The 26,972-nt window shown below is 69.2% G+C and carries 20 protein-coding genes, 1 tRNA gene and 2 pseudogenes; 12 read left to right on the top strand and 11 right to left on the bottom strand.

What is annotated here, in order from left to right; all coding sequences use genetic code 11:
* The first annotated feature begins 20 nt into the window (after positions 1-20).
* Positions 21-983 carry a YafY family protein gene (locus tag E6R18_RS09455; RefSeq protein WP_136316406.1) on the top strand — a complete coding sequence of 321 codons (963 nt, stop codon included), beginning with the start codon at positions 21-23 and terminating at the stop codon, positions 981-983.
* Between the two features lie 120 nt (positions 984-1,103).
* On the opposite strand, the gene E6R18_RS09460 is transcribed toward E6R18_RS09455, so the two are convergent.
* Positions 1,104-2,102, bottom strand: coding sequence for a sigma-70 family RNA polymerase sigma factor (locus tag E6R18_RS09460; protein WP_136316407.1), 999 nt, complete (start codon positions 2,100-2,102; stop codon positions 1,104-1,106).
* Positions 2,103-2,408: 306 nt separating this feature from the next.
* Here E6R18_RS09460 and E6R18_RS35230 point away from each other — a divergent pair, with 306 nt between their 5' ends.
* On the top strand, positions 2,409-2,540 hold the full coding sequence (locus E6R18_RS35230) for a hypothetical protein (RefSeq protein ID WP_276607258.1): 132 nt from the start codon (positions 2,409-2,411) through the stop codon (positions 2,538-2,540).
* 78 nt (positions 2,541-2,618) lie between these two features.
* Here the strand turns inward: E6R18_RS35230 and E6R18_RS09465 are convergent, their stop codons facing one another.
* On the bottom strand, positions 2,619-3,401 hold the full coding sequence (locus E6R18_RS09465; protein ID WP_136316408.1) for a class III extradiol ring-cleavage dioxygenase: 783 nt from the start codon (positions 3,399-3,401) through the stop codon (positions 2,619-2,621).
* Positions 3,402-3,536: 135 nt separating this feature from the next.
* Here E6R18_RS09465 and E6R18_RS09470 point away from each other — a divergent pair, with 135 nt between their 5' ends.
* A complete protein-coding gene (locus E6R18_RS09470) occupies positions 3,537-4,049 on the top strand; it encodes a MarR family transcriptional regulator (RefSeq protein ID WP_136316409.1) in 513 nt (170 codons plus the stop codon).
* A 117-nt stretch (positions 4,050-4,166) separates the two neighbouring features.
* On the opposite strand, the gene E6R18_RS09475 is transcribed toward E6R18_RS09470, so the two are convergent.
* The gene (locus tag E6R18_RS09475; protein ID WP_136316410.1) at positions 4,167-5,711 is read right to left on the bottom strand and encodes an MFS transporter; all 1,545 of its coding nucleotides are present in this window, start codon (positions 5,709-5,711) and stop codon (positions 4,167-4,169) included.
* Positions 5,712-5,883: 172 nt separating this feature from the next.
* Entirely contained in the window at positions 5,884-6,546 is a 663-nt protein-coding gene (locus E6R18_RS09480) for a TetR/AcrR family transcriptional regulator (RefSeq protein ID WP_136316411.1), read from the bottom strand.
* A 262-nt stretch (positions 6,547-6,808) separates the two neighbouring features.
* Between E6R18_RS09480 and E6R18_RS09485 the strand changes: the two genes are divergently transcribed.
* The 3 genes from E6R18_RS09485 (at position 6,809) to E6R18_RS09495 (ending at position 10,224) form a co-directional block, all read left to right on the top strand.
* Positions 6,809-8,089 carry a M6 family metalloprotease domain-containing protein gene (locus E6R18_RS09485; protein ID WP_136316412.1) on the top strand — a complete coding sequence of 427 codons (1,281 nt, stop codon included), beginning with the start codon at positions 6,809-6,811 and terminating at the stop codon, positions 8,087-8,089.
* A 391-nt stretch (positions 8,090-8,480) separates the two neighbouring features.
* Positions 8,481-8,553, top strand: a tRNA-Arg gene (locus E6R18_RS09490).
* Between the two features lie 594 nt (positions 8,554-9,147).
* On the top strand, positions 9,148-10,224 hold the full coding sequence (locus E6R18_RS09495; RefSeq protein WP_136316413.1) for an ISAs1 family transposase: 1,077 nt from the start codon (positions 9,148-9,150) through the stop codon (positions 10,222-10,224).
* Positions 10,225-10,261: 37 nt separating this feature from the next.
* Here E6R18_RS09495 and E6R18_RS09500 read toward each other — a convergent pair.
* Positions 10,262-10,483: pseudogene (locus tag E6R18_RS09500) on the bottom strand (transposase); the annotation flags it as partial.
* Positions 10,484-10,791: 308 nt separating this feature from the next.
* On the opposite strand from E6R18_RS09500, the gene E6R18_RS09505 reads away from it, so the two are divergent.
* The gene (locus E6R18_RS09505; RefSeq protein ID WP_168712311.1) at positions 10,792-11,652 is read left to right on the top strand and encodes a PmeII family type II restriction endonuclease; all 861 of its coding nucleotides are present in this window, start codon (positions 10,792-10,794) and stop codon (positions 11,650-11,652) included.
* A 61-nt stretch (positions 11,653-11,713) separates the two neighbouring features.
* On the opposite strand, the gene E6R18_RS09510 is transcribed toward E6R18_RS09505, so the two are convergent.
* On the bottom strand, positions 11,714-12,895 hold the full coding sequence (locus E6R18_RS09510; protein ID WP_206308248.1) for a DNA cytosine methyltransferase: 1,182 nt from the start codon (positions 12,893-12,895) through the stop codon (positions 11,714-11,716).
* A gap of 408 nt (positions 12,896-13,303) precedes the next feature.
* Positions 13,304-13,849 (bottom strand): annotated as a pseudogene (locus tag E6R18_RS09515) (ISL3 family transposase); the annotation flags it as partial.
* A 183-nt stretch (positions 13,850-14,032) separates the two neighbouring features.
* On the opposite strand from E6R18_RS09515, the gene E6R18_RS09520 reads away from it, so the two are divergent.
* The gene (locus E6R18_RS09520) at positions 14,033-16,117 is read left to right on the top strand and encodes a restriction endonuclease (protein WP_206308250.1); all 2,085 of its coding nucleotides are present in this window, start codon (positions 14,033-14,035) and stop codon (positions 16,115-16,117) included.
* A gap of 275 nt (positions 16,118-16,392) precedes the next feature.
* Here E6R18_RS09520 and E6R18_RS34785 read toward each other — a convergent pair whose 3' ends face one another.
* From E6R18_RS34785 to E6R18_RS09535, 3 genes are all read right to left on the bottom strand, one after another.
* A complete protein-coding gene (locus E6R18_RS34785) occupies positions 16,393-16,593 on the bottom strand; it encodes a hypothetical protein (RefSeq protein WP_240799671.1) in 201 nt (66 codons plus the stop codon).
* Complete coding sequence (locus E6R18_RS09530) at positions 16,572-18,434, bottom strand: MFS transporter (RefSeq protein WP_240799672.1); 1,863 nt, start codon at positions 18,432-18,434, stop codon at positions 16,572-16,574. Before E6R18_RS09530 ends, E6R18_RS34785 begins: the two co-directional genes overlap by 22 nt.
* Positions 18,435-18,710: 276 nt before the next feature.
* Positions 18,711-21,224, bottom strand: a complete 2,514-nt coding sequence (locus E6R18_RS09535; RefSeq protein WP_240799673.1) for a serine hydrolase — start codon at positions 21,222-21,224, stop codon at positions 18,711-18,713.
* Positions 21,225-21,402: 178 nt separating this feature from the next.
* Here E6R18_RS09535 and E6R18_RS09540 point away from each other — a divergent pair, with 178 nt between their 5' ends.
* From E6R18_RS09540 to E6R18_RS09555, 4 genes are all read left to right on the top strand, one after another.
* Positions 21,403-22,125: a GPP34 family phosphoprotein gene (locus E6R18_RS09540; RefSeq protein WP_136316415.1), complete on the top strand. Its 723-nt coding sequence runs from the start codon at positions 21,403-21,405 to the stop codon at positions 22,123-22,125.
* A 246-nt stretch (positions 22,126-22,371) separates the two neighbouring features.
* On the top strand, positions 22,372-23,241 hold the full coding sequence (locus E6R18_RS09545; RefSeq protein WP_136316416.1) for a helix-turn-helix transcriptional regulator: 870 nt from the start codon (positions 22,372-22,374) through the stop codon (positions 23,239-23,241).
* 243 nt (positions 23,242-23,484) lie between these two features.
* Positions 23,485-23,691, top strand: a complete 207-nt coding sequence (locus E6R18_RS09550) for a DUF397 domain-containing protein (protein ID WP_136316417.1) — start codon at positions 23,485-23,487, stop codon at positions 23,689-23,691.
* A 495-nt stretch (positions 23,692-24,186) separates the two neighbouring features.
* Positions 24,187-25,758 (top strand): sodium:solute symporter family protein, encoded by a 1,572-nt coding sequence (locus tag E6R18_RS09555; RefSeq protein ID WP_136316418.1) that lies wholly within the window; start codon positions 24,187-24,189, stop codon positions 25,756-25,758.
* 6 nt (positions 25,759-25,764) lie between these two features.
* Here the strand turns inward: E6R18_RS09555 and E6R18_RS09560 are convergent, their stop codons facing one another.
* Positions 25,765-26,880 (bottom strand): ADP-ribosylglycohydrolase family protein, encoded by a 1,116-nt coding sequence (locus E6R18_RS09560; protein WP_136316419.1) that lies wholly within the window; start codon positions 26,878-26,880, stop codon positions 25,765-25,767.
* Positions 26,881-26,972: the final 92 nt, after the last annotated feature.

Here is a 26,972-nt window from a genome sequence, read left to right on the forward strand (position 1 = left end):
GGGCGCGCATCCTGAGTGACATGACCGATACCCCGGCACGACTGCTGAACCTCCTGTCACTGCTCCAGACACCGCGCGAGTGGCCGGGCAGCGAGCTGGCCGACCGGCTCGCCGTCAGCCCGCGCACCATCCGCCGCGACATCGACCGCCTGCGTGACCTGGGCTATCCGGTCGAGGCTTCGCGCGGCTCGGTCGGCGGATACCGGCTCGTGGCGGGCACCGCCATGCCCCCGCTGCTGCTGGACGACGAGGAGGCGGTGGCCATCGCGGTGGGGCTGCGGGCCGGCGCCGGGCACGCCATCGAGGGCGTGGACGAAGCTTCCGTACGCGCGCTGGCCAAGCTGGAGCAGGTGCTGCCCTCCCGGCTGCGCCACCGCGTCTCCACCCTCCAGAACGCGACGGTGCCGCTGGCCAGGGGCGACGGCTCGACGATCGATCCGCAGACGCTGACGGTGATGGCGTCCGCGGTCACCGGCCGGGAGCGGCTGCGGTTCGCGTACCGGGCGGGGGACGGCGCCGAGACGAGGCGGCAGGTCGAGCCGTACCGGCTGGTGAGCACCGGGTGGCGCTGGTATCTGGTGGCGTACGACCTGGAGCGGGAGGCGTGGCGGACGTTCCGGGTGGACCGGGTGAGCGAGCCGTTCGCGACGGGGGCGCGGTTCACGCCGAGGGAACTGCCGGCGGGTGACGCGGCGGAGTTCCTGAGCGCTTCGATGGCGCGCCGGCAGCCGGAGCTGGCGGTGGATGTGAGTTTCGCGGCTCCGGCGGAGTTCGTCTCCCCGCGACTGCCCGGCAGGATCGGTCCGCTGGAGCCGGAGGGTGAGGACGGCTGCCGGCTGCGGGGTGTGCTGCGGGATTCGGTGGAGTGGGTGGCGCTGCGCCTGGCGCTGGTGGACTGCGAGTTCACCGTGCACGAGCCGCCGCAGCTGGTGGCGTACTTGCAGGACCTGGGCGCCCGGCTCATCCGCGCTGCGGACTCCTGACGTCTCCGGGCCCGGCGGGGCGCAAAAGGATGAGCCCCGGCGCCAGGGGGGGTGGGCGCCGGGACTCAGCTCAGGGGGGCCGGGTGAAGCGGCCCAATTCGGAGGTTACTGGACTCAGGCTCACGCCGCAGCGTCAAAGCCCGTGTCGTGAGCCATTCGCTTCAATTCGAGCAGCGCGTGCTTCTCGATCTGGCGGATGCGCTCCCGGGTGAGGCCGTGCTGCTTGCCCACTTCGGTCAGGGTCCGCTCGCGACCGTCCTCGATGCCGTACCGCATGCGGATGATCGACGCGGTCCGGTTGTCGAGCTTGCCGATCAGCTCCTCCAGCTCCTCGCTGCGCAGCAGCGTGAGCACCGACTGCTCGGGCGAGACGGCGGAGGTGTCCTCCAGGAGGTCGCCGAACTGCGTGTCGCCCTGGTCGTCCACGGACATGTTGAGGCTGACCGGGTCACGGGCCCAGTCCAGGACGTCGCCGACGCGCCCCGGCGTGGAGTCCAGCTCGGCGGCGATCTCCGCGTGCTCCGGGTCGCGCCCGTGCTCGCGGTTGAACTCGCGCTGCACGCGGCGGATACGGCCCAGCTCCTCCACCAGGTGGACGGGCAGCCGGATCGTGCGCGACTGGTCGGCTATCGAGCGGGTGATGGCCTGGCGGATCCACCACGTGGCGTACGTGGAGAACTTGAAGCCCTTGGCGTAGTCGAACTTCTCGACCGCGCGGACCAGGCCCGCGTTGCCCTCCTGGATCAGGTCGAGCAGGGGGAGCCCGGCCCGCGGGTAGCGGCGGGCGACTGCGACGACGAGCCGGAGGTTGGAACGGATGAATACGTCCTTGGCGCGCTCGCCCTCGGCGACCAGCGCCTCCAGCTCCTCGCGCGAGGCGCCGCCGGCTTCGCTCTCCACCTCGCCGTCGAGGATCTGGCGCGCGTACACGCCGGCCTCCACGGACTGCGAGAGCTCGACCTCCTTGGCGGCGTCGAGCAGCGGCGTACGCGCTATCTCGTCCAGGTACATGCCGACCAGGTCGCGATCGGCGATCTCTCCGCCCACGGCGCGAACACTGCTCGCCCGGTTGGTCCCGCCGGTGGCGGACGAACGGCGGGCGACGGCACGGGTTGCCATGCGTGCTCCCTTGCTGAGTAGGTCGCGACACCCTCTCGGGTGCCCTGCATCCGTTGGAAACAACGACTGGAATCGGGACAGAATTCCCATGACCGGCATTCAATTTCGCGATCATGCAGTACCCTGTCCCACCACCGAGGCGGCCACCTGGTGCGACTGGGCACGAACGTGCAGGTCAGAGCGGATATCCGGGGCGCTCCCGGGCCTCGGCTGCGCTCTTGGCGGTGCTCTGTGGTTGCTCCGTTGCGCTAGTACTGCGCTGGTGCTGCGCTAGTACCCAGCAAGACGCCCGGTATCGGCCCCCGGTTGCTCTGCCCCGCGTCGGCGCACGGGGACGACCACACCGTCAAGTTCACGGACACCGCGCTGGACGTGGGCGACGCGACGGCGCTGACGACCGCGCTGCGCTCGGCGGAGCCGAGCCGGCCGGTGTTCTGAACCGGCTGGCGTTCTGAACCGGTCGGTGCCCTGAACCGGCCGGTGCCCTGAACCGGCCCCGCGCCCCGGAGGCGCCGCTCACCCGTACTGCAGCGAGCGCTTCGCCAACCCCATCCAGAAGCCGTCGATCACGCTGCGCCCCCGGTCCAGCTCCTGCTCGGCGGCGCCGAGGGTGACGAAGAGCGGGGCGAAGTGCTCGGTGCGCGGGTGGGCGAGCCGGCCCGCCGGGGACTTGTGCTCGAAGTCCAGGAGCGCGTCGATGTCCTGCTCCTGGAGCGCGCGGTGCCCCCAGTCGTCGAACTCCGCCGACCAGCCGGGGGTGCCGCCGCCCGTGTGCCGCAGGGCGGCCAGGTTGTGGGTGAAGAAGCCGCTGCCGATGATCAGGACGCCCTCGTCGCGCAGCGGCGCGAGCTTGCGCCCGATGTCCATCAGCTTCTGCGGGTCGAGCGTCGGCAGGGAGATCTGGAGCACCGGAACGTCGGCCTCCGGGAACATCTCGACCAGCGGCACGTACGCCCCGTGGTCGAGGCCGCGGTCCGGGATGTCCTGGACCGGCGTACCGGCGCCGCGCAGCAGTTTGCGCACGCTCTCGGCCAGGCGCGGGGCGCCCGGGGCCGCGTAACGCACCTGGTAGTAGTGCTCGGGGAACCCCCAGAAGTCGTACACCAGCGGAAGCGTCTCGGTCGCACCGAGGGCGAGCGGGACCTCCTCCCAGTGCGCGGAGACCATGAGGACGGCGGTGGGGCGCGGCAGCTCCGCCGACCAGGCGGCCAGCTCGCCGGGCCAGACGGGGTCGTCGGCCAGGGGCGGGGCGCCGTGGGAGAGATAGAGGGCGGGCATGCGCTCCGCGGTGACAGTCATGGCACTCCCCATCCGCTGCTACTCAAGGTAAGTCTTCTACTGAAGGCTTCAGAAAGAAGGATGCTTTAATTTTCAAGCTCCTACCTTCAGAGACCTTAGCTCTATCTTGTTCAACTTTCAAGAAAAGGTCGTACAGTGGAGTACATGACCACGGCATCAACCGGTGCGCCGCACTGGCTCACCGACGAAGAACAATGCGTCTGGCGGGCGTACCTGCACGCCACCACGCTTCTGGAGGATCACCTCGACCGCCAGTTGCAGGGCGATGCCGGCATGCCGCACATCTACTACGGCCTGCTCGTCCAGCTCTCCCAGGCGCCCCGCCGCCGGAAGCGGATGACCGAGCTGGCCAAGGACGCCAAGATCACCCGCTCCCGGCTCTCGCACGCCGTCGCCCGGCTGGAGAAGAACGGCTGGGTGCGCCGCGAGGACTGCCCCTCCGACAAGCGCGGCCAGAACGCGGTCCTCACCGACGAGGGCCACGAGATGCTCCGCCGCTCCGCGCCCGGCCATGTGAAGGCCGTCCGCCAGGCGATGTTCGACCGCCTGACCCCGGAGCAGGTGCGCTCGCTGGGCGAGATCATGCAGGTCCTGGCCGCCGGCCTGCAGCCGGAGGGCGCGGACGCCGATCTGCCCTGGCTGCGCTGACCCCGGCCCGCCCCGGCGCACTTCTGCCCCGGTTCCGTCGTGTCGCAGGACGGAACCGGGGCAGAAACATATCCGCGCAGGCGTGGATCAGTGGTGGATCAGTGGGCGACGAGTGGGTCAGTGGGCGACGACCGGAATCCTGACCTCGTCCTCGACACCGTCCGCGTCACCGGAACCGGAAGCGGAACCGGAGCCCGCAGACGTACCGGTCGCGGCCGGACGGCCGGCGTTGATGAAGGTCAGCGCGATCCCGGCGGCCACCACCAGGATGCCGACGGCCCACCAGATGGCACCGGTGAAGCCGTGCACCATCGACTGGAGCTTCAGCAGCTCCGGGTCGCTGGCGCCGAGCGCGGCGTGCGAGGTGGCGTACGCCGTGGCGGCCGAGGCGGCGATCGTGTTCAGCAGGGCCGTACCGATCGCACCGCCGACCTGCTGCGAGGTGTTGACCATCGCGGAGGCGACACCCGCGTCACGCGGCTCGATGCCGTGCGTGGCCAGCGACATGGCCGGCATGAACGCCGTACCCATGCCCAGACCCAGCAGGAGCTGACCCGGCAGGATGACCGCAGCGTACGAGGAGTCGATGCCCAGACGCGTGAGCAGCAGCATGCCGACGGCGGCGGTCAGGAAGCCGGGGCCCATCAGCTTGCGGGCCGGGACCCGTGTCATCAGCCGGGCGCCGATCTGCGTGGACCCGGTGATCATGCCCGCGATCATGGGCATGAAGGCGAAGCCGGTCTTGATCGGCGAGTAGCCCTTGACGACCTGGAGGTAGTACGTGAGGAAGAGGAACAGGCCGAACATCGCGATGACGGCCAGGCCCAGCGAGAGGTAGACGCCGCCGCGGTTGCGGTCCATCACGACGCGGAGCGGGAGCAGCGGGGACTTGACCTTGGACTCAATCAGGACGAAGGCCAGCAGCAGGACGCCGGAGGCGACGAACGTGCCGATGGTCAGCCCGTCCGACCAGCCCGCGGACTCGGCACGGGTGAACCCGTAGACCAGCGAGACCAGGCCCAGCGCGGACAGTACGACGCCCGGGATGTCGAGCGAGGAGCGGTTGCGGCTGCCGGAGGGCTCGCGGATGACGAAGTACGCACCGGCGGCGGCGACGACCGCGAACGGGATGTTGACGAAGAACGTCCAACGCCAGTTCAGGGTCTGGGTGAGCAGACCGCCGAGGATCAGGCCCACGGCGCCACCGCCACCGGCGATCGCCCCGTAGATGCCGAACGCCTTGGCGCGCTCCTTGGCGTCGGTGAACATCACCGCGAGCAGCGAGAGCGCGGCCGGCGCGAGCAGCGCGCCGAACACGCCCTGGAGCGCGCGGGAGCCGAACAGCATGCCCTGGTTCTGCGCCGCGCCGCCGAGCGCGGAGGCCAGCGCGAAGCCGACGAGTCCGACGACGAAGGTGCGCTTGCGGCCCCAGAGGTCGGCGATGCGCCCGCCGAAGAGCAGCAGCCCGCCGAAGGCGAGGGCGTAGGCGGTGATGACCCACTGCTTGTCGGCGTCGGTGATGCCGAGGTCGGTCTGCGCGTGCGGCAGGGCGATGTTCACGATCGTGGCGTCGAGCACGACCATCAACTGCGCGAGCGCGATGAACGCCAGCGCTTTCCAGCGGCTGGGGTCGGGGAGTCGGAGATCAGCTGTTTTTGACATGGGAGTAGCCACCTAGGGGCGCGCGAGGGCGCAAGAGATCGCGAACCGTGCGTGCCGCCGGTCACGGGCACGGCTGAGGGCAGGTCTGGCGGGAAGGTCAGGCGGGAAGGTCAGGCGGAGTGTCGTCGGGCTTCAGGTGAGGGAAAAGGGAGAAAGGCAGGCGCGGATCACGTCACATCCGGCGCCGCAGGTCCTCCAAGGTCGCCGCTGTTCCGGGGAGTACGGACCGGGCCGGGGCCTCCAGTCCGTCCAGGAACAGCTGGATGTGGCGGTGGGTGAACCGGTCGATGTTCGGGCAGGCGATGCCCGGCAGCGGCCGGGTGAGCTGAGAGAGGGCGACCAGTACGTCTCCGACGGCGATGTCGGTACGCAGGCGCCCCGCGGACATGGCGCGCGCGACGAGCCCCTCGACGGCCTCTTCGAGGCGCCGGCGCTCGGCGAGCAGTTCGGGGTGGTCCTTGTCGAAGCCGCCGGACAGCATGGGGCACAGGGCCCCGATGCGTTCGTCGGCCGCCGCGTGGACGAAGCGACTGAGGGCGGCGAACGGGTCCGCCTCCTCGGCGGCGGCCTCCTCGGCGCGATCGGTGGTGCGTGAGGTGACCGAGAGCACGACTTCGTGGATCAGTGCGTCCCGGTCGGGGAAGTTCCGGTAGAGGGTGGCGTTGCCGACGCCCGCGCGGCGGGCGACCTCGTCGAGCGGCGCGTCCGGCCCGAACTCGACGAAGATCTCGCGCGCGGCCGTCACGATCCGCTCCCGGTTGCGCAGCGCGTCGGCCCTCGGCTTGGGCGTACGCGGCTGCGCGGATGCGGTGGCGTTACGGGCGGCGGTGACCACAGCGGCGCTCCTTCTCTTCCGGGGCAGCCGCGACCGGAAGAGAACCGGGGACCGCCTCCCCGTTTCGCGGGGACACGAGTACAAACGGGGAGGGCGTCCCCACTTATTTCCTCCCCGCTTCGTGACCTGCGTCACCTCACACCAGGGATGACAAAAACCAACCGATCGGCGCACCCAACGCGCGCCCGGCGATCACCCGGCAGAGGCTGACGGCAGAGCGCAGTCAGGGTCGGCCGACTGCCGCGGACCGGAAGGCGCCTCTATGCAGCAGCCCCGCCACCGGATACGCAAGCACCGCCGCCCGGTCGCTCTCGGCGCTGCAACTGCCCTGGTCATCGCGGCCCTGGCGACGGCGAGCAGCACGCTGCCCCTGCAGAGCCCCGCGTCGGCCGGCCCCGCCGCGACGGCCCCCCTGGCGACCGGACTCGGCCCCTGCCGGATCGCGTCGGCCATGGGCGTGCAGATGTCGGAGGGCATGCCGACCCAGCCCGGCTACTCACGCTCCACCGGCCGGATCCACGCGTTGAACCTGATGATCGACTTCCCGGACGCGCCGGGGCCGGAGCCGGCGATGGACCGCCTCGCCGAGTTCTTCCCGCAGACCACGGACTGGTTCCGCACGAGCTCCTACGGCCGGCTCACCTACATACCCGAGGCCCCGATCACCTCGTGGCTGCGGATGCCGCTCCCCTTCGCGGAGTACGGAATCGAGCGCGGCTCCCCGTACGAACCGGGCTACCGCCACCTGGTCAGGGACATCGTGGCCGCCGCCGACCCGAAGGTGGACTTCGGTGAGTACGACCTGATCAACATCCTGGTCACCCCGAATGCCGGCCCCTCGGCCCTGGACACCGTGCTGTCGGTGACCTTCTCCGGCAACGACGACGCCCCGCTCGCGGACGGGGTGCCACTCGCCAACACGTCCTTCGTCTACAGCCGCCAGGACGACGGCTCCGGCTCGTACGCCCAGACCGGCTACCGCGTGCTGCCCCACGAGAACGGCCACGTCTTCGGCCTGCCCGACCTCTACACGATGGAGGGCGGCGGCTCCGTCGGGCACTGGGACATCATGTCCGAGGACTGGGGCGCCAACAACGACCTGCTGGGCTGGCACAAGTGGAAGCTCGGCTGGCTCGACAACGACCAGGTCAGCTGCGCCGCCCGCCCCGGCACCACGGACCACGTCCTGGAACCCCTGGCCACCCGCGGCGGCCTGAAACTGGCCTTCGTCCCCCTGACCGCCGAATCCGGCTACGCCGTGGAGGTCCGCACCCAGGCGGGCAACGACCAGGCGATCTGCCGCCCCGGCGTCCTCATCTACAAGGTGAACTCCAACGTGGACACGGGCCAGGGCCCGGTCTCGGTGGCCGACAGCACCAAGGACAGCCCCGGCTGCACCCGCCTCCCCAACGTCCACGCCGAACTCTCCGACGCCGCGTTCCAGCCGGGGCAGACCTTCACGGACCGGGCCAACGGGATACGGATCTCGGTGCTGGAGAAGGACGCGAAGGGCGACTACCGGGTGCAGGTGACGCGGCCTTGAGGGCCGGGGCCACTGCCCCAAGGGATGGGCTCCGGCCGGCGATACCACCACCAGCCGACCGTGGCGGGCCCCGCGGAGGCACCCGACAATCCCCGGCGGCGCCTACCCTCCGGGTCCCTTGTCACGGTCGCCCGAGGCAGCTGCCGAACGGGCGCCTCGACTGCGGTGACCGTACAGTCGTATAGAGGTACGGGTCGTCGTCGGACGGTTCGAGCCGGGCCCGGGCGTGACAAGATCCCCAGCCATCCGAACCCCCCGTGCGCCGAGAACGCCACCCGCTACACTGGCGGGCGGCGAGCAGACCCTCGCAGGTCGATCGCCAACCTGCCCAGACACGTCAAGAACCGGCTCCGCGCACGGGGCCCACTCGACACACTTTGGACAGATCCCAGCCTTCGTAGCTCAGGGGATAGAGCACCGCTCTCCTAAAGCGGGTGTCGCAGGTTCGAATCCTGCCGGGGGCACAGAGAAACACCAGGTCAGGAGCCCTTTCGTCCAGCGGCCGGGAGGACTCCCGCGCTCGCAGCACACATATGGCACAACCTGCCGTGCGCGCACGAATGGTGGGGAGCTGAGCAGGATGCCGTCAAGGATGAGCTGGCCCGGCGGCGGTAAGATAAGCAGATCGGCCGACTCGAATCGATCATGCGGGCGGCTCTGAAGCCGCAGTCCGAGGGCTACCACATTCAGCTGATCCTGAATGCGACGGTCTTGCAGAGCTAGTCGCAATGCCGTTCGGTTAGCCATCTGGTGGGCTTGGCAATGCGTTGATCTCGGTGTGGACGGTGGTCAGGGTCTTTGAGAAGTGGAGAGGTGGGGCAGTTTGCCTGCTGAGCCCTGGGTGTGACGGCTTGTCGACTTCTGTCGGCGGCGACCCTGGACGCGGAACAGGCATGGCCGCTGGTGATCATGTGGGTGTCGAGTCCGTATGAGCACCGAGCGAGTCCATGCCTGCGCACCCATTTTCCCGCATGCCGTCGTGCCTCCGGCAACTGGGGGACGCCTCCGTCCCAGCCCCGTTGGAGACAGTCGCTGACCTGCGGAGTTATCTGGCCGCGGTGCCTGATCCGCGGGCCCGTCGTGGCATCCGCTATCCCTGGGCGGCCCTGCTCACCGCTGCGGCCGCCGCCGTTCTGGCCGGCGCCGCCTCGGTCACGGCGATCGGCGAGTGGGTTGCCGACGCTCCGCAGCGCATCCTTGCCCTGCTCGGGTTCCGCCCCGACCCGCTGACCGGCCTGGTTCACCCGCCCCATGCCACCACCGTCCGCCTCGTCCTCGCCTCTGCGGACGGTGACGCCCTCGACCGCGCCATCGGTGACTTCCTCCAGGAACGCAAGGCCCCGGCCCCATCCTCGGGACGGAAGGTCATCGCTGTCGACGGCAAGACACTCCGCGGCACCCGGACCGCCAACCGGCCCGCCACCGCTTTGATCGCCGCGATGACCCACAGCGGCGAGGTCCTCGCCCAACGACAGATCGACGGGAAAAGCAACGAGATCCCGGCCTTCGTCCCGCTCCTGAACGGCATCGACCTGACCGATGCCCTCATCACGGCGGATGCCCTGCACACCCAGCACGACCACGCGGCCTACCTGCACGAACGCGGGGCTCACTGCCTGGCCGTCGTGAAGCGGAACCATCCCGGACTGCATGAGCGCATCCGCCGCCATCCCTGGCGCGAGATCCGCCTGGACCACGCCGAGCGCGCCCGGGCCCATCACCGCAACGAGATCCGCCGCCTGAAGACCGCCGCCTCCGCCCACATCGACTACCCGCACGCCCGCCAGGCCCTCCAAGTCGTGCGCTGGAGACGCGATCTGGGAACGGGCAAGCTGACGATCGAGCGGATCTACCTGGTCACGAGTCTGCCGCCCGGCGCGGCCGACGGCAGCGAACTCGCAGCCTGGATCCGCGGCCACTGGCGCATCGAGAACCAGCTCGACCACGTCCGCGACCGCACCTTCCACGCGGACGCCTCACACATCCGCACCCGCCACCTACCCCGCGTCATGGCCGGCCCGCGCAACCTCGCCATCGGCGTCCACCGCCAAGACGGCCACACCAACATCGCCGCCGCCCTCCGCCGAACCGCCCGCGACCACCTGCGGCCCCTCACCACCCTCGGCCTGGCATGACGAACCCGGACACAAGATAACTTCTCAAAGACCCTGAGTCCCCGCCCAGAGCCACCGCGAGTGCAACATCCAGCAGAACCTTGCCCGGATCATGCACCGCACGCGGCTTACGCCACGGCTCCAGTGCCGCCACCATCGCGGTGTCGAGACCACACCTGCGGACCGTCTCGACCAGCAGCACCGCTCCGGCCTGCGAGACCGTCCCGCTGCCCTCGCCCTCCACGTGGACACGCGGGTGCAACCCGATACGCTCACTCACCTGGAGAGTGCTTCTTTCCTGCGGCTGACTGGACCCTAAACAAGCCCCATCGTTGCAGGTCAGGAGCACTCTCCGCTTATTTGATCAAGCATCGGACAACCCACCTCGCGAAAGCCCGAGGCGCTCCAACCACGTTTGGCATCTGTTCGGCAACTTACGGCCCTCCCCTGGTCATGCTCGGCCCGAGACCGGGAAGGCCACCGGCCAAAGCCCCTCCGCTCCCAGTCGGCCCGAGGCGGCGTCAGGTCACCATGGCCCATCCTGGAACGTGGTCTCGCACAGATCAGTATCATGATATTAAGAGCCGCATGTGCCCAGACATCACAGCGCCTACCACAACCCAAGAGCTAGCCTCGGCAGCACAGGAACCCCTCACTTTCGACGACGAACGTAAGCGTCATACGTCGAACGAGGAACTGGCCGAGCAGGTCTCAACCATCCTCCGGGTGGATCGAGAGCGAGCAGAATTCATAGTTGCCGAATCTGAGCGTCTCTATGTGAATCGCATGCGTGAAAGGTTCTCTAAGCTCAAGGTTTCCGAACGCCTCAAGAGAACCAATCCGTTTCTTTTGCGAATTCGTGGCGCAGAAACAGTCCTCGACTGGGCAACGCTTCAAGTGCAGAGCGCCTTGTATGCTTCGGAGGAGGAAGCCGTCGGGCATCTCCTCGAATCTATTATTAAGACTTGCTTTCCGGGGGCGACGGAACCTGCACTTCCCGACGATTTCGACTTCGAAAGCATCGAATCAAGCGATGTGATTCATGGATACCAGGTCAAGATGAGCTGGGACTGCATGCCTATGAGCTCACGAAAGAACCTGTCAAACACCATCGTCAGAGTGAAAGAGCAGTACCGAAGCCAAGGAAAATCCTTCGTGGGATATTTCGCCCCCTGCTACGGAAGGGCTAAAACCACAAAACCACCTGGCCAGGAATACATTACGCTTGCCAGTAAAGAATTTTGGCGTCAGGTCGGAGACGGGGAACCCGACTACGATGTGAGAGTGGGAGAGGTTTGCGCTCTGCTGTGCTCAGAGTTTCGGTCCGAAGTGCTCGACACCTTGGTTCCTAACCTGCTGGAGAGACTTACCCATGCGGCACAACCGGAGATTGGGGATCGGGAAGGCCAGATCGACTATGCAAAACTTTTTCGCAGAGTGAACAAGTAACCAACTGAGTGCGAGTATCGCCTATTCCTATCCATGCTGGAATGGCGCTCCTGCCGTCAGTCTAAGCGGAAGTTACGGCTGCGCCCGCATCTAGCGTCGACTTCACGTGCTCACCGATGGCCCGAGCAAGTAGCACAGGGACCGCATTCCCTACAAGCTTGTATTGCTCCCGGCCCAAGCCGTGAAATTTCCAATCGTCAGGGAAGGTCTGAATCCGGGCGCACTCCCGAACAGTGAGTGGCCTATCTTCTACGGGGTGGCAAAGGGCGGTACTCGCATTCTGCGGCTCGGTGAGAATGGTCGGAGAGGGAGACTTGAAAGATAGACGCCGCCAGTAACCCGAACGTCCCCCCTTGGCGTAGAAGGCGCGCCCCATGGACTCCTTCTGAATTTCCTCAGGGAGATGCCTCCAGTTACCGCCTTCAGGAACCATTCGCAGATATTTCAACTTACGCTCACTGAATTTTGCGCAGTACGAATCATCATCAACCAGGCCCTCAAGGGCATCGCCGATGGTGCGCCAAGGCTCCAAGAAAAGGCTTGGTTCCTTCGCGTGCGTGGGTTCAGGAAAGGTCACAGACGCACCATCCCTATATCCAAGCAAGAACACCCGCTGCCTAGCTTGAGGTACTCCATAATCAGCCGAATTAAATTCGCGATACTTGATGCTGTAACCAAGCTTCTCTAGCTGAGAGCAGAGCTCACGGAGGAGCGACCCATGCAGCTCATCGATAATCTTACCATTGTTGTTGTATGGAAGCTGTCGCCATCTAACAGAAGCAGACAGCAAACCCTTGACGTTCTCCATAAGAAACGCCTTGGGCTGCAATTCCTTCACTAGGCGAACGAATTCAAATACGAGTGGCCCTTTTTCTGAGTCGTCGAGACCGAGCCGCTTGCCTGCAGTGCTGAAACTCTGACAAGGTGGGCCGCCGGCCAGTAGGTCTACTCCCCCTTCGGGCAATCCAGTCAACTTCCAGATATGATCTGCCGAGAGTGCCCTGATATCACTGTCATAGTAGGGAAGGAGCGGACGGTTGGCCCGAGCCGTGGCGACGGCAGCGGACATGCTATCCGCGGCAAAACGGATATCGAACCCGGCTTGCTCCAGTCCGAGATCCAGCCCCATCCCGCCCGAGAAGACCGACACGCAATTTGGTGCACCCATGGTTTGGAAGCTACTCCCCACTTTTTCATTTTCCGCACTTTTAGCGGCAACCCCGGAGATGCACCGACGCGCCATCCCGTATTCTACACCGTCCCGAACAAGTCTTAAGCATCGAATGCAGTAATACCTTCGCACGCAATCGCTCCGCATTGACCCCAAGCTGCGCATTGTATTAATGAGACCACCACTGCGCCACATCGAAATTGACGATTCCAGGACATCCCGGTAAGCGAGTATCCTGCAAGGGGGGCGCAGCTCCGCCAGCCGAGGCGGTAAAATATTCCAGACCTGATTTCCCGGTAATCCCTGAGGTGACCTCCTCAGGCGGCTTATTTGTGGACACGCAGTCTTGGCTACCCTCTTCCGCAGCTATGAGCATGCAAGCTGCGGAAAATACAAGGCCCCTCCAAAATCGTGTGCAGTACAGCCGCGAATTACAACAACTCTGCCGATCGGCACCACCGCTATGATCTACACCGCGAGGCGCCTGCCGGTCTCGGCATCCGTGATGATCGTGGCGTAGCAGTGGCGACGCCGCAGGGCGAAATCGTCCACGCCTGTCACCCGCGGGACCGGTGCCTTCGGCAACGGCAGGCAGCGTAGATGGCGCAGTGCGGTGCCGCAGGAGACTGGCACGGCCAGCAGGCCGGTGAGGCGGGCGTCAGCCCGGCCGCACAGCTCCCGTGCCACCTGCGACATCTGGCCCGCCAGCCGTATGGTGCGGCGCTGATGACGCTCCAGCAGCCCGGGGATCTGTTCGCGGAAAGTCTGCCGCCCACATTCCAGGACAGGGCAGACCAGCCGTCGTACGCACAGGCGCACGACGACCTGAGGGGCGTCGACCGGCACGTTCGTCACGGTCCGGCCGTGATACCCGTGCACCTTCGCCGTCGGCGTTTCGCATACCGGACACGGCACCGCATCCTCCCCGGTGCGGGCCGTGACCACCACTATGTCACCGCCATCCGTCACATCGTCGATGACCAGCGCGGACAGACCAGAAAACGCTCGCCACAAGGGAATTGACATCCTTCAAACGGCCATGATCAAGGACGGCTACTCGGCGTCACCACCGACTACGGGACAGAACCGTCAAGTGGATGGGCCCCGCGTTCGTTGCGCACTAAAGTTGTCCCATCACTGCTGGTTATGGGGCCGGGGCTCGCCGTGCGTACGCGCACCTGACGTCCTGGTGGGGAGGGCCTGCGAGGGATGAGTCGTCGCTCCAATGGGTTGGTCGGGGTCTGGGCCGAGGCGCAGCGCCAACAGCAACGTCAACGTGAGGCGCAAGCCAGGTATCAGCGGGATCAGGAGCGGGACCAGCGGGCGTATCAGCGGGAGCTTGCGCGGAGTCAGCGGGAGCGGAAGGCGGCGTACCGGGAGCAGCGGGAGGCGGAGGCGCGGCGGCGTACGCGGGAGCTGGATGCGCGGGTCGAGGCGTTGCAGGGGTTGCTCGCGGCCGGGTGCCGGGCACCGGCGTTCCGGGCGTCCGCGCTGATGCGGGCCGAGCGGGTCGAGGCGTTCGCGCCGGGGACGCTGGCGCATCCCGTGCGGATGCCGGACCCGGAGCAGTACCGGGCGCAGGGTGGCGGGTGGACCGCTGGGCGGCGGGCTCAGGCGGAGGCGGAGGCGCGGGCCAGGTTCGAGCGGGACTGGCAGGCGGCGCAGGCCGCGGAGGCGCAGCGGCAGGCGCAGTTCGCCACGTACCAGCGGCAGTACCAGCAGTGGGCCGACGCGCAGCTGGGCGAGATCCGGCGGCACAACGCGGGCATCGCGGAGATGACGGCCGGGCTGCGCAACGGGGACGCCGAGGCGGCGGTGGAGTATTTCTCGGCCGCGCTCTACGCCTCCACCGGCTGGCCCGACGAGCTGCCGCGCCAGGTGTCCGCGGCGTACGACTCGGGGGCGCGGCAGCTGGTGCTGAACTGGGAGCTGCCGAAGTACGACGTCGTGCCGGAGGCGAAGTCCGTGCGGTACATGATCAACGCGGATGAGGAGAAGGAGTCGCCGCGGCCGGTCACGCAGCGCCGGGCCCTGTACCGGGACGTCCTCGCCCAGTGTCTGCTTCTCGTTCTGCGGGACCTCTTCGCGGCCGACGAGTTCGGGGCGCTGGAGTCGGTCGCGCTGAACGGGTTCGTGGACGACCACGATCCGGCGACCGGGCGGCGGGCGCCCATGTTCCTCGGCACGGTCATGGCCTCGCGCGCGGCCTTCGCCGAACTGCACCTGGAGCAGGTGAACGCGGTCAACTGCCTGGTGGACGGGTTGCGCGGGCAGTTGTCCGCGCGCCCCGACCAGTACGCGCCGGTGCGGCCCGGCCGGGTGCCCGAGGAGGTCGGCAACGGCGTCGTCACCCACGGGGGCGACGAGGAGCCGGACCTGTACGCGATGGACCCGCTGGCCTTCGAGGCGCTCGTCGCCGAACTCTTCCGGGCCATGGGCATGCAGGCCGTGACCACGCAGCGTTCGAACGACGGGGGCGTCGACGTCGACGCGCTGGACCCGGCCCCGATCCGCGGCGGCAAGATCGTCGTCCAGGTGAAGCGCTACCGCAACACCGTGCCGCCCACGGCCGTCCGCGACCTGTACGGCACGGTCCAGGACGCCGGCGCCAACAAGGGCGTCCTGGTCACCACGTCCAAGTTCGGTCCCGGTTCGCACACCTTCGCCAACGGCAAGCCGCTGGAGCTGGTGGCGGGCGGGGAACTCGTCGATCTGCTGCACCGGCACGGGTTGCGCGGGCGGCTGGGCAGTGGCGAGCAGCAGCCGGTACCGGCCCAGCGGACGGCACCGGAGAGCGAGAGCCGCGGCGGCGACCACAACGTGCTGGGCATGTACTGGTCGGGCGGTGTCGCCCTGGACGTCTGCGCCCTCGTCTGCCACGGCAACCGGGTCCTGGACGACGACCACTTCGTCTTCTACAACAACCCGCGCACCCCCGACGGCACGGTCCGCGAGCTCATCCCCGTCGCCCCCGACAAGGCCGCCATCCAGGTCGACTTCGACGCCCTCCCGGCCCGCGCCGACCGGCTCGTCATCATCGCCGCCGTCGATCCCGTCGCCAACCCGGACGCCGACCTGTCCGGCTTCGCCGATGCCGGTATCCGGCTGCTGGACGCCGAGCGGGACCCCCTCGACCAGTTGGACGTCTCCGACGGCCGGCCCGGCGAGACCGCTCTCGTCCTGGGCTCCTTCCGCCGCCGCGCCAATGGCGACTGGGAGTTCGTCACCGGCGGCAAGGGATACCCGGGCGGCCTGGAGGAACTGGTCCAGGACTACGGCATCGAAGTGGAGTAGGGGGCGGGGCGTTGGAGCAGGTGCGCGGCGGCCACGGACACGCCCCGGCGCGGGCGGCCGTCGGGGGGCCTCGGCTCCCGGGGTGTCGGAGAAGCGGAGGTCCTTCGTGGCCATGACCGGCTTCTTCACCGGGCGGCCGTGCCGCGTGAGGCGGGTGTCGGTGCCCCGGCCGTCGTCCGTGACGGAGACCGAGCCGTCCGTGTGCGGCGTGACGACGGCGCGGCCCCCGCCGGTGCACTCCGCCTCGTCCGCCGCGTAGGCGAGGGCCTCCAGGATCAGGTGCCGGACGCCGCCGGGGGCGTACGTGCCGGGGCCCGGCGGATGAGCTCCAGGTGGGCGTGGTCCACCGTGGCGGCGCAGTCGTGGGTGGTGTTGCGCCAGGCGGCCCGCACGGCGTACGGAGGGCCGCCCAAGTCCGTCGCCCCGGTCCCGCCGACCGACCCGCCGGGGCCCGTCACCGCAGTTCGTCCGGGCACGGGGTGCCGGGTGGGAGCTGGTACGGCGCGCCCAGGCGGTAGGTGCCGGGGCGGGGCGCCAGGAGTTCCGTCCACTCGTCGCCGTTCTCGTTCTCGTCCACCTTGATCAGGCAGCCGTTGGTGTTGGCGAAGCTCTTCGCGGTGTCCTTGTCCGCGCGTTGCTTGGACGCCTCGGTCTCCTGCGGGCGTTCCAGGCCGTGGCCCTCCTCGTCGACGACGGCGAGCCAGGGCGAATAGGGGATGCGGATCAGCACCCGGCCCGCCTTCTTGACGTGGATGGTCAGCTCCCCCTCGTCCGCGCGTTCCACCGTCGCCGGCGGATCGGCCAGCGGGACCGGGCTGTCGACGGCGAAGAGCCGCCAGTCGGCGTTGGACCAGATCGCCTTCAGGTACGGCAGCCCCTTGCCGACCAGTTCGGCCTCCCGCCGGGCACCGCTGGAGTCGGGGGCGCCCTGCGGGAGCACCACGTAGTGCACGGCCCAGCGGTCGAGCCACTGGCGGTAGTTGACGGCGTCCAGGGTGTCGTCGTAGAAGAGCGGGTTGCGCTTCATGTCGGCCTGGCGGTTCCAGCCCCTGGCCAGGTTGACCGAAGCCGGCAGCGCGGACGCCTCGCGGTGGCTGCTGGGGGGAACCACCTCGACCCGGCCGCGCTCGGCACCGACCTTCTGGAGCTGGTTGACCAGGGGCGCCAGCGAGCGCGTCCAGGAGGCGGTGGGGGCGGTCCTGACGATGTCGTCCACGCCCTTGAAGCCGATCCAGAAGTTCAGCGCGGCGAAGGAGAGGACCAGCGCGTACCAGCGGCGGGTGCGGGGCGCGGTGTACGGCAGCGCGGCCAGCAGCACGACGCCCGCGAACAGCATCGCCATCCGCGACACGTTCGAGCCGATCTGCGAGTCGATGACGTACGTGAGCAGCGTCCCGGTGCCGTAGACGGCCGACGCCGTGCGTACCGTCTTCCAGTCGCGCGGTACGAGGAAGAAGACGAGCCACGCGAAGATGAACGGCCCCGACAGCGTGGCGACGGACATCGGCTGCGTGCCGGAGAACGGGAACAGCCACGCGGACAGCGCGACCACCACGACCGGTGCGAGCCCCAGGGCGTACGCGCCCGGGCGCCGCTTGTTCAGGAAGAGCGCGGCCGCGACCACTCCGAGGAAGAGGCCCGCCACCGGGCTGCCGGCCGTGGCGAGGCCGGCGAGGGGGGCGGCGACGACCGCCTTCGCCCAGCGCTTGTACCGCCAGCGGTGGGGCCAGCAGAACACCGCCGCCGCCGCGCCGATCGCGAACATCATGCCGAGCCCGAACGTCACCCGGCCCGACAGCGCGTTGCACAGGTACGCGAAGACGCCCGCCATCGAGCAGGCCAGCGGATTGCGGACCGCCTTCACCCGGTACAGGATCAGCGAGGTCAGTCCGGCCGAGACCGTGCCGGCGATCATCATCGTCGTCCGCACACCGAGCAGCGACATCAGATACGGCGAGACGACGCTGTACGAGACGGGGTGCATGCCCCCGTACCAGGCGAGGTTGTACGCGGTGCCCGGGTGCCGGCCGACGAATTCGGCCCAGGCGTCCTGGGCCGCGATGTCGCCGCCGCTGTTCGCGAAGAAGAAGACCCACAGGATGTGGACGGCGGCCGCGACCGCGGTCGTCAGCAGGACCGGGTGGAGCAGGCACTGCTCCTTGAGACGGCTGAACCGGCCGGCCCCCGGCGAGCCCGGGGTGCTCCCACCGGCGGACCGGGACGCCGCTCCGGCACCTGCGCCCGCCTCGGCTCCGGCGACGGCGGAGCCCGCGCCGGGGGCTTCGTCGTCCGCCCGTGTCGGCTCGGCAGTGGTCACTGCGTCTCTCCCCGTCCCTCCCCGGACGCGTGGTTTCCGCCGGCTTTCCTGCTCGGGTCTCATGGGCCGGAAGACGCGTTCCAGGGTCCACGCGTTGCCCCCGGGACGCTAACACGCGGCGCCTTCCGGCGTACGGGAAGGCGGTCCCGGCCGGGGCCGGAAGCGGTCCCGGCCAGGGCCGGAAGCGGGGGCGGTCGGGAGATGTGCGGGGGCGGTCGGGGGGTGTGCCGGGGCGCCCGCGCGGGGCCGGTGAGGCCCGCGGGGCGCCCCGTTCCCTCAGCCCAGGCGGGTCAGCCTGGACCCGGTCGACGGCTTCTCCAGGTCGCTCTGGAGCGCGACCGCCACCTTGACCTGGCTGGCGCCCTCGCCCACGGTGAGCGTGCCCACGTGGGTGCCGGTCACCGCCTCGTGCGGGATGGTCCTGCCGTCGTCGGTCAGCTCCAGCTTGACCGTGAGGCCGGGCCAGCCGATCGCCTTCACGTCCTTCGTCGCGACGACGGGCGTGGTGTGGCCCATGCCGTCGTCCACCACGCCGACCACGTCGCCCTTCTTGACGATCCCGGACCCCTCCAGCAGGTCCTGCGTGGCCAGCATCACCTTCTTGCTGACCCGGTTCACCTCGTCGATGATCGAGTCCTTGTCGTACTGCCCCAGCACCGCGCCGACGATCAGCTGGTCCGTGCCGTCGATCATCTTGTGCGCGGCGAAGAGCAGGTTGCCGCCCGCCTTGGTGGTGGAGCCGGTCTTGATGCCCAGGGCGCCGTCGAACGGCACGAGGGTGTTGTAGTTCCGCCACACGTGGCCCGAGGGGTCCTTCCACTCCGGCAGCTTGGTGATGTCCATCAGTGCCGGGAACTCGACGAGCTTCTCGCCGAGCTTCACCAGGTCCTCGGCCGTGCTGACCGTGGAGGCGGTGAGCCCGGAGGGGTCGGTGTACGTGGTGTTCTTCATGCCCAGCTCGTCGGCGGTGGCGTTCATCTTCGCGACGAACGCCTTCTCCGAGCCGGCCTCCCAGCGCGCGAGCAGCCGGGCGATGTTGTTCGCCGAGGGGATCATGATCGCGGTCAGCGCCTCGCGCTCGGAGAGGACGTCGCCCTCCTTCACCGTGCTGAGCGTGGACTCGCCCTCGGTGTAGAGCTTGCCGTCCGACTCCGCCTTGGCGTCGATCTTGATGTCCGGGCCGTCCTCGCCGCGCTTGAGCGGGTGGCTCTTGAGCACGAGGTAGGCGGTCATCGCCTTGGCGACGCTCGCGATCGGCACCGGCTTCTGCTCGCCGAACGAGTCGACCTTGCCGAGGCCGGTGGCCGCCATGTAGCCCTGCCCCTGGTCGGGCCACGGCAGCTTCGGGGTGTCGCCCCGGAAGCTGTACGTCGACTTCGCCGTCATCGTGAGCGACGGGTCCGGCAGCGGGCGCACCATCTGCACGATCGCAAACACGATCAGCAGGAGCAGGACCAGCGGCGTCCAGATCTTGACCCGGCGCACCGCGGTGCGGACCGGGGTCTCCGGCGGCGGCGGGGTGTTCGTCAGCTCGGCGAGCAGGTCGAGCGGCGGCTTGGGCGGCATCGGCTGCTGCCGGGTCCGCTCGGCTCCACTGAGCGAGGCGGGCGCGGGGCGCCCGGGGGCGGGCCGTACGCCGGGCTCCGGCGCGGGGCCATCGGGCTTGCGCGGCGCGGGCCGTACGTCGTCGGTGCGCAGCGGTACGAACCTGCTGGTCCGCTCGGTGAGGGACTCCGGCTCGGAGGCGAGCTCGGGCTTGCCCGAGGGTGACCGGGTGATCTTCAGCGCGGTGGTCGGCTGATCGACCTGGGGCAGCCGGGGCGCCTTGAAGACGGCGGTCGGCTGATCGACCACGGGTGCCTTGTCGGGGGCGGCGCCGGGGTCGGGGGCGTCGGGCTTTTCGGCGGCGGGCTCGGGGGCGGCGGGCTTGGGGGCGTCCGGCTCCGGCTTTGCGGCGGCGGGCTCGGGGGCCTCTCGCTCGGTCTCCGGCTTTTCGGCGTCCGGCTCGTCGGCCTCAGGCTCGTCGGCCGCCGCCTCCGGCTTTTCGGCGGCGGGCCCGGGGGCCTTCTCGCCGGAATCGGCGGCGGGCTCCTCCGCGGCGGCGTCCGGCTCTTCCTCGGCGGTCGCGTCCGGCTCGGGCTCCGCCTTCTCCGGCTCCTCCTCGTCGACCGCCGGCTTCCCCGGAGCGGTCTTCTCCGGAGCGGCCTTCTCCGGAGCGGCCTTCTCCGGAGCGGTCCTCTCCGGCGCGCTCTGGGCCACCACCGGCGTCGCCGTATCGGCGGACGCGCCCTCGGACTCGGAGCCCTGGTCGTCCTCGTCGGACGCGGCCCTCGCCGGGGCGTCGGCCTCCGACTCGGTCTCCGACCCGGCCTCCGGCTCCGCAACCGCTTCCTCGCGGGACCGGGGCACCCGGGCGACAGGCTCCTCGGACGCCGTGTCGTCGCCGTCGGCCTCGTCACCGTCGTCGTCGTCGCCGTCGGCGTCCGGCTTCGACACCCACGCGGCCACCGCCGCACGGAGTCGCGCGTCGCCCTCCTCGGGCTCGGCGGGCTCCGCGGCCTCTCCTGCCGCCTCCGGGGCCTCAGAGCTGTCCGGGGCGGCCTGAGCCGTCTCCGGAGCCTCCTGCGCGTCCTCAGCGGGGCTCGGAGCGCTCTCAGCGGCCTCGGCACCCCCGGTAGCGGGTTCGCGGAAGACGTCGAGCCGCGGATCGCGCTCGGTCCGAGTCGTTCCCGACGACTTCTGCTGCTTCGACCTGTCGGGGGACTCGCCCGCCACCGATGCCTCCTCCATGCGGCGCGGGGAACCCCCGCGCTGTCCGAACCGTCTACCAGTGTCCCGTGTGAACCCTTGGCCGGGCTGCTAGACGAGAACGACATACCTACTGGTTCCCGTACAAAGCCCCCAGGCACCCTCGACAGACGGATGTGAGAGGGGTCACCCTGTCATTCATCCACGCGGGGAGGCATGGATGGGCAGGAGCCGCAGAACAATTCCGGAGGAGCTTCTGCTGCTCGCTCTGGACCCGACCACGGGTACCACAGCGCAGCCGCAGTCGCTCGACCTCGGCCTCGCCGGAGCCCAGCTAGTAGAGCTGGCCCTGGCAGGACGGATAGCCCCTGACGGGGATCGTATCGCCGTGGTGATGCCACGGCCGACAGGAGATCCGACCCTGGACTCCGCACTGGAACTGCTGCGCAGGCGCGGCAGCCCGGTCCGGGCCGTCCACTGGATCGGCGGACCCCGGCTGGGACTCCGCCAGATTTACCTCGCTCATCTGGAGCGGTGCGGCATGGTGCATGCCGTGGCGGGCCAGATGTGCGGAGTGCTGCCGACGACTCGCTACCAGGCGACGGACACGGCGATCAGCCGGGACATCAGAGCCAGGCTGGACAGTGCGATCCGCACCGGCGTACCGCCGGACCCGCGGACCGCGGCGCTCGCCGCGCTGGCCCACGCGGTCGGACTCGGCAAGCACCTGTACCCCGGGAACGAAGGGCGTTCATCGCGCTCCCGGCTCCGGGACCTGATCAGGCACGACCCGATGGGCGGTCTCGTGGCGCACGCCGTGATGGACGTCCAGAACGGGGCGGTCGCGCAGCCGCGCCGCAATCAGGCGGCCGGCGTTCCGTTGCAACCGCAAGCGCAGTCGCAGTCACGCCGCGGCAGCATGGCGCAGACCGCGGTCCATTAGGGACCGCGCACACGCGCCGCTCGCATCACGACGCACCGTTCTCGCACCGCCGCGTCAACAACCGAATACCGCCGCACCGCCGTCCTCGGGACCCGGTTCGGGAGCCGCACCAGGCGCGGGGCAGTCGGATACCACCGGCTGCCCCGCGCCGCTGCGTGTGGCCATTTCCCAGCGCGGCCGGGGGCAGGGGTGGCAATCTGCTCAGCAGTAGATACGCACAGCTACATAGCCGGAGGTGCCGTTTCCGTGCCGTCCAACGTCAATCCCACCGTCAGGCGACGCCGGTTGGGTCAGGAATTGCGCCGACTGCGCGAGGTCAAGGGCATGACGGCCGAGGAGGTGGCGGAGCGGCTGCTGGTCTCGCAGTCGAAGATCAGCCGCCTGGAGAACGGCCGCCGCTCCATCAGCCAGCGCGATGTGCGCGACCTCTGCGGGGTGTACGAGGTCGCGGACCACCGCGTCGTGGACTCGCTGATGCAGATGGCCAAGGACTCCCGCCAGCAGGGCTGGTGGCACGCCTTCGGCGACATCCCGTACAGCGTCTACATCGGTCTGGAGACCGACGCGGAATCCCTCCGGGTGTACGAGCCGCAGGTGGTCCCCGGCCTGCTGCAGACCCGGAGTTACGCCGAGGCGGTGATCAGCGGGGCCCTGCCGGAGGCGCCGCAGTCCGACATCGACAAGCGGGTGAGCGTCCGCTCGCGGCGCCAGGAGCGGATCACCGACCCGGAACACCCGCTGCGGCTCTGGGTGGTGATCGACGAGTCCGCGCTGCGCCGGCTGGTCGGCGGCAAGCAGGTGATGGTCGAGCAGCTGGAACACCTGGTGGAGCTGTCCCACCTGCCGCACGTGACCGTGCAGGTGCTGCCGTTCGAGATGGGCGCGCACCCGGGCATCAACGGGCAGTACGCCATTCTGGAATTCCCGGACGCGGCGGATTCGAGCGTGGTCTACATCGAGGGCGTCACCAGCGATCTCTATCTGGAGAAGGCGAATGACGTCCAGCGGTACAGCGTCATGTACGAACACCTGCGCGCACAGGCGCTGAACGTGGAGCAGACCCGCAATTTCATCGAGAGGATCGCAAAGGAGTACACCCGGCTGAACCCGGAATGAGATCCGGCCGCAGAGGCGCCTGAACCCTCGGGGCGACGAGGCCCGTTATGCGAGAAATGAGTGATGTTACGGGCGGGGCGGCGGCACGGTACACCGCCGCCGCCATCGCACGGAAGGTCTACGCGGTACACATCACCCGGACGAGTGAACGGCCCCTTCACTGGAGGAAGTTGGCGAGTAGCGTCGATCACGCCAGCGGGAACGTCGTTGGCGCCTCACACAACTCTCTGAACCGGAGTGAACATGGCCATTCGTCAGGGTGCTACGGAAAGCTGGACGAAGTCTTCGTATTCCGGGGGCAACGGCGCCTGCGTCGAAGTCAAGTCCCCTCTCGTCCAGGCAATCGACGTGCGTGACTCGAAGGCGCCCGAGGGCCCCTCGATCACCTTCATCCCCGGCGCCTGGAACGCGTTCGTGCGCGATGTGGCCGAGGGTGCCGTCAACGCCTGACCGATGCCTCCTTCACGCCGCATCACCGCACCGTTCCAGGTGCCCTCGGTAGCCCTCTCGTCCGGCTCGCCGTCCTGGCCGAGGGGGCTCACCGCACCACCCCCGCCGGCCCCCGGTCAGCGCCGCTGACCGACGTACCGCCGGCCCACCGCCCCTTCGGCGGTCCCCCTCCTCACCGGCCGCACGGGACCCGCATCCCGTGCGGTCTTTTCGCGTCTCCTCCGTACGCGCAGGCTGAACGCACGCCCTGACGAAGTGCCCGCTCATCGTGTGGCCGCCGTCACGTTCACGACAACGCTTCCGTGCGTCAAGAACCGGCAAAATCGTTCGTCTTGCTGACCTGCGTTCACATCTCTGACCGATGGAGTCCTTGACCGGGGCACCGGGCAGACGGTTCAATCCCCAAGTCCCCGCTCCCGCACGGGGACACCGCTGAGCGCGGCCGTACCGACGAAGTGCGCACCCGTTCACAAGGCGGACCCCGGGAGGGGACACATGAACAGTCTCGACTGGGTCGTGCTCATCGGCTACTTCGGCGTGATGATCGCGATCGGGCTCTGGTCCCACAAGCGTGTGGACGACGTCAGCGACTTCTTCACGGCCGGCGGCCGGATGCCGTGGTGGCTGTCCGGCATCTCGCACCACATGTCGGGCTACAGCGCGGTGATGTTCACCGGCTACGCGGGCATCGCCTACCAGTACGGCGTCACGTCCTTCGTGACCTGGTCGCTGCCGATCGCCATCGGCATCGGGATCGGCGCCAAGCTCTTCGCGCCCCGGCTCAACCGGCTGCGCTCACGGCTGTACGTCGCCTCACCGCTCGAATACCTGAAGAACCGCTACAACATCCCGGCCCAGCAGGCGCTCGCCTGGTCCGGGCTGCTGCTGAAGATCGTGGACGTCGGCGCCAAGTGGGCGGCCATCGCCACCCTGCTCTCCGTCTTCACCGGTATCACCCTCACCCAGGGCATCTTCATCACCGGGATCATCACGGCCGTCTACTGCACGGTCGGCGGGCTGTGGGCGGACGCGCTCACCGAGCTGGGGCAGTTCGTCATCCAGCTGTTCGCCGGCCTCGCGATGCTCATCACCGCCATGCACGAACTGGACGGCTTCAGCACCCTGTGGACGGTCTGGGACAAGCTGCCCGAGGGCCACGCGGACCCGACGGCCGGCCCGTACACCGTGACCTTCCTGCTGGCGTACCTGTTCATCAAGACCTTCGAGTACAACGGCGGCATGTGGAACCAGGCCCAGCGCTACATGGCCACGGACTCCGCCGCATCCGCGACCCGTTCGGCGCGGCTCTCCGCCATCCTGTGGCTGGTGTGGCCAACGGTCCTGTTCTTCCCGATGTGGTGCGCCCCGCTGCTCGTCGACGCGCAGAAGCCGGACGCCTCGGACAGCTACGCGCTGATGACCGAACAGCTGCTGCCGCACGGCCTGCTGGGCCTGGTCGTCGTCGGCTTCTTCTCGCACACGATGGCCATGTGCTCATCGGACGCCAACGCCATCTCGGCCGTCTTCACCCGGGACATCGTCCCGGTGTTCTCCAAGGCCGCCCGCGACTGGAGCAGCCGGGCCGGGCTGCTGGCCGCGCGCCTGTCCACGCTGGGCTTCCTCGCCCTGTCCATGGCGCTGGCGACCCAGATCAACTCGCCGGCGTTCAAGGACATCATCTCCGTCGTCATCAAGTGGGTCGCGGGTCTCATGGGCCCGATCGCGATCCCGTTCATGCTGGGTCTGCTGCGGCGCTTCCGCAGGTCGGGGCCGACGGCTGCGCTCATCAGCTGGGCGGCGGGGCTGCTGGCGTTCTACTTCACCAACTACGACCTGGACGGTTCGGTCAAGAACGGTGTCGCGCTCCAGTACCAGGTGGCGCTGCCGCTGGCGATCTCGCTGGTGCTCTACATCGTCATCGGCTTCGTCAAACCCGAGGACACCCCGGAGCGGGACGCGCTCATCGAGCGGATCAACTCGGACGGCGGCGGCCCGGAGGCCGGTGCGGCCGTACCGGCCCAGGGCGGCCGCGGGGAGGCGGCGGTGACGGAGGGCGCCAAGGAGTAGGTCCCCTCAGCCGCGCGGGTAGCGGGCCAGCCAGCCCGGGGCCGCGGTGGCCGGGCTGTGCAGGGCGGGCCCCTGGGTCGTCTCCATGGCGAAGTCGTCGGCGAGTTCGAGGAGGGTGGCCCGCCCCTCCAGCTCGGCGACCCAGCCCGGCGGCAGCGCGGTCTCGCCGTGCATCGCGCCGAGCAGCGCCCCGCACAGCGCCCCCGTGGCCGAGGACGGGCCCCCGTGGTTCACGGCCAGCCGCAGCCCGTGCCGCACGTCCTCCCCGACCAGGGCGCAGTAGACCGCCGCCGCCAACACCTCGTCGGCCGACCCGGTCGCGCCCAGGGACTCCACCAGCGCGGGGCCGGGAATGCCCTGGCGTACGGTGCCGAGGGCCTGGCGCAGCGCCTCGGTGACGGGTTCGTGGCCCGGGCGTTCGGCGAGCAGCCCGAGCGCGTGCTGCACGGAGCCGTCCAGGGTCTCGCCGCGGGCCAGCCCGTGCACGAGGACGGCGAAGGCGCCGGCGGAGAGCAGGGCGGTGGGGTGGCCGTGGGTGTGCGCGGCGCACTCGACGGCGAGCTGGAGCACGAGGTGCGGTTCCCAGCCGACGAGCAGTCCGAAGGGCGCGGAGCGGGTGGCGGCGGCCGCGTCGTGCGCGGCGGGGTTCTTGGGGCGGTCCAGGGTGCCCATGATGTCGTCGCCGAGGCCGCCCAGGCATTCCCGGGTCGGGGCGCGGCGGGCGTAGAGCCATTCCTGTGCGGCGAGCCAGCCGTTGTCCTTGCGGCGTTCGTCGGGCCCCCAGTCGTGCTGGGTGGCGGCCCAGCGCAGGTGGGCGCGGTGCACGTCGGTGGGCGGGTGCCAGGCACCGGTGTCGCGTCGGACCTGGGCGCGGATGAGTCCGTCGACGGTGAACAGGGTGAGCTGGGTGGCGGCGGTGACGGTGCCGCGTGCGCCGTGGGCGGGGACGAAGCCGGTGACGGCGTCGGGCCCGTGGGCGGCGCGGATCTCCTCCAGCGAGAGGGTGCTGACGCCGGCCCCGAGTGCGTCACCGAGGGCGCCGCCGAGCAGGGCACCGCGTACCCGGCTGCGGAAGTCCTGTTGCTCGGCACGGCCCCAGACGGCTGTGGCTCCTGTGCTCACGCGCACCTCCCCGTCCGCCGTGACTCGTTCCTCTGTGCGACTGCGCGGTAACTGCGCAGCACTGTAATCGAACGGGTGCGTCGGCCGAGCGG

Source organism: Streptomyces sp. A1277 (genome assembly GCF_004795015.1).
Lineage (GTDB): Bacteria > Actinomycetota > Actinomycetes > Streptomycetales > Streptomycetaceae > Streptomyces.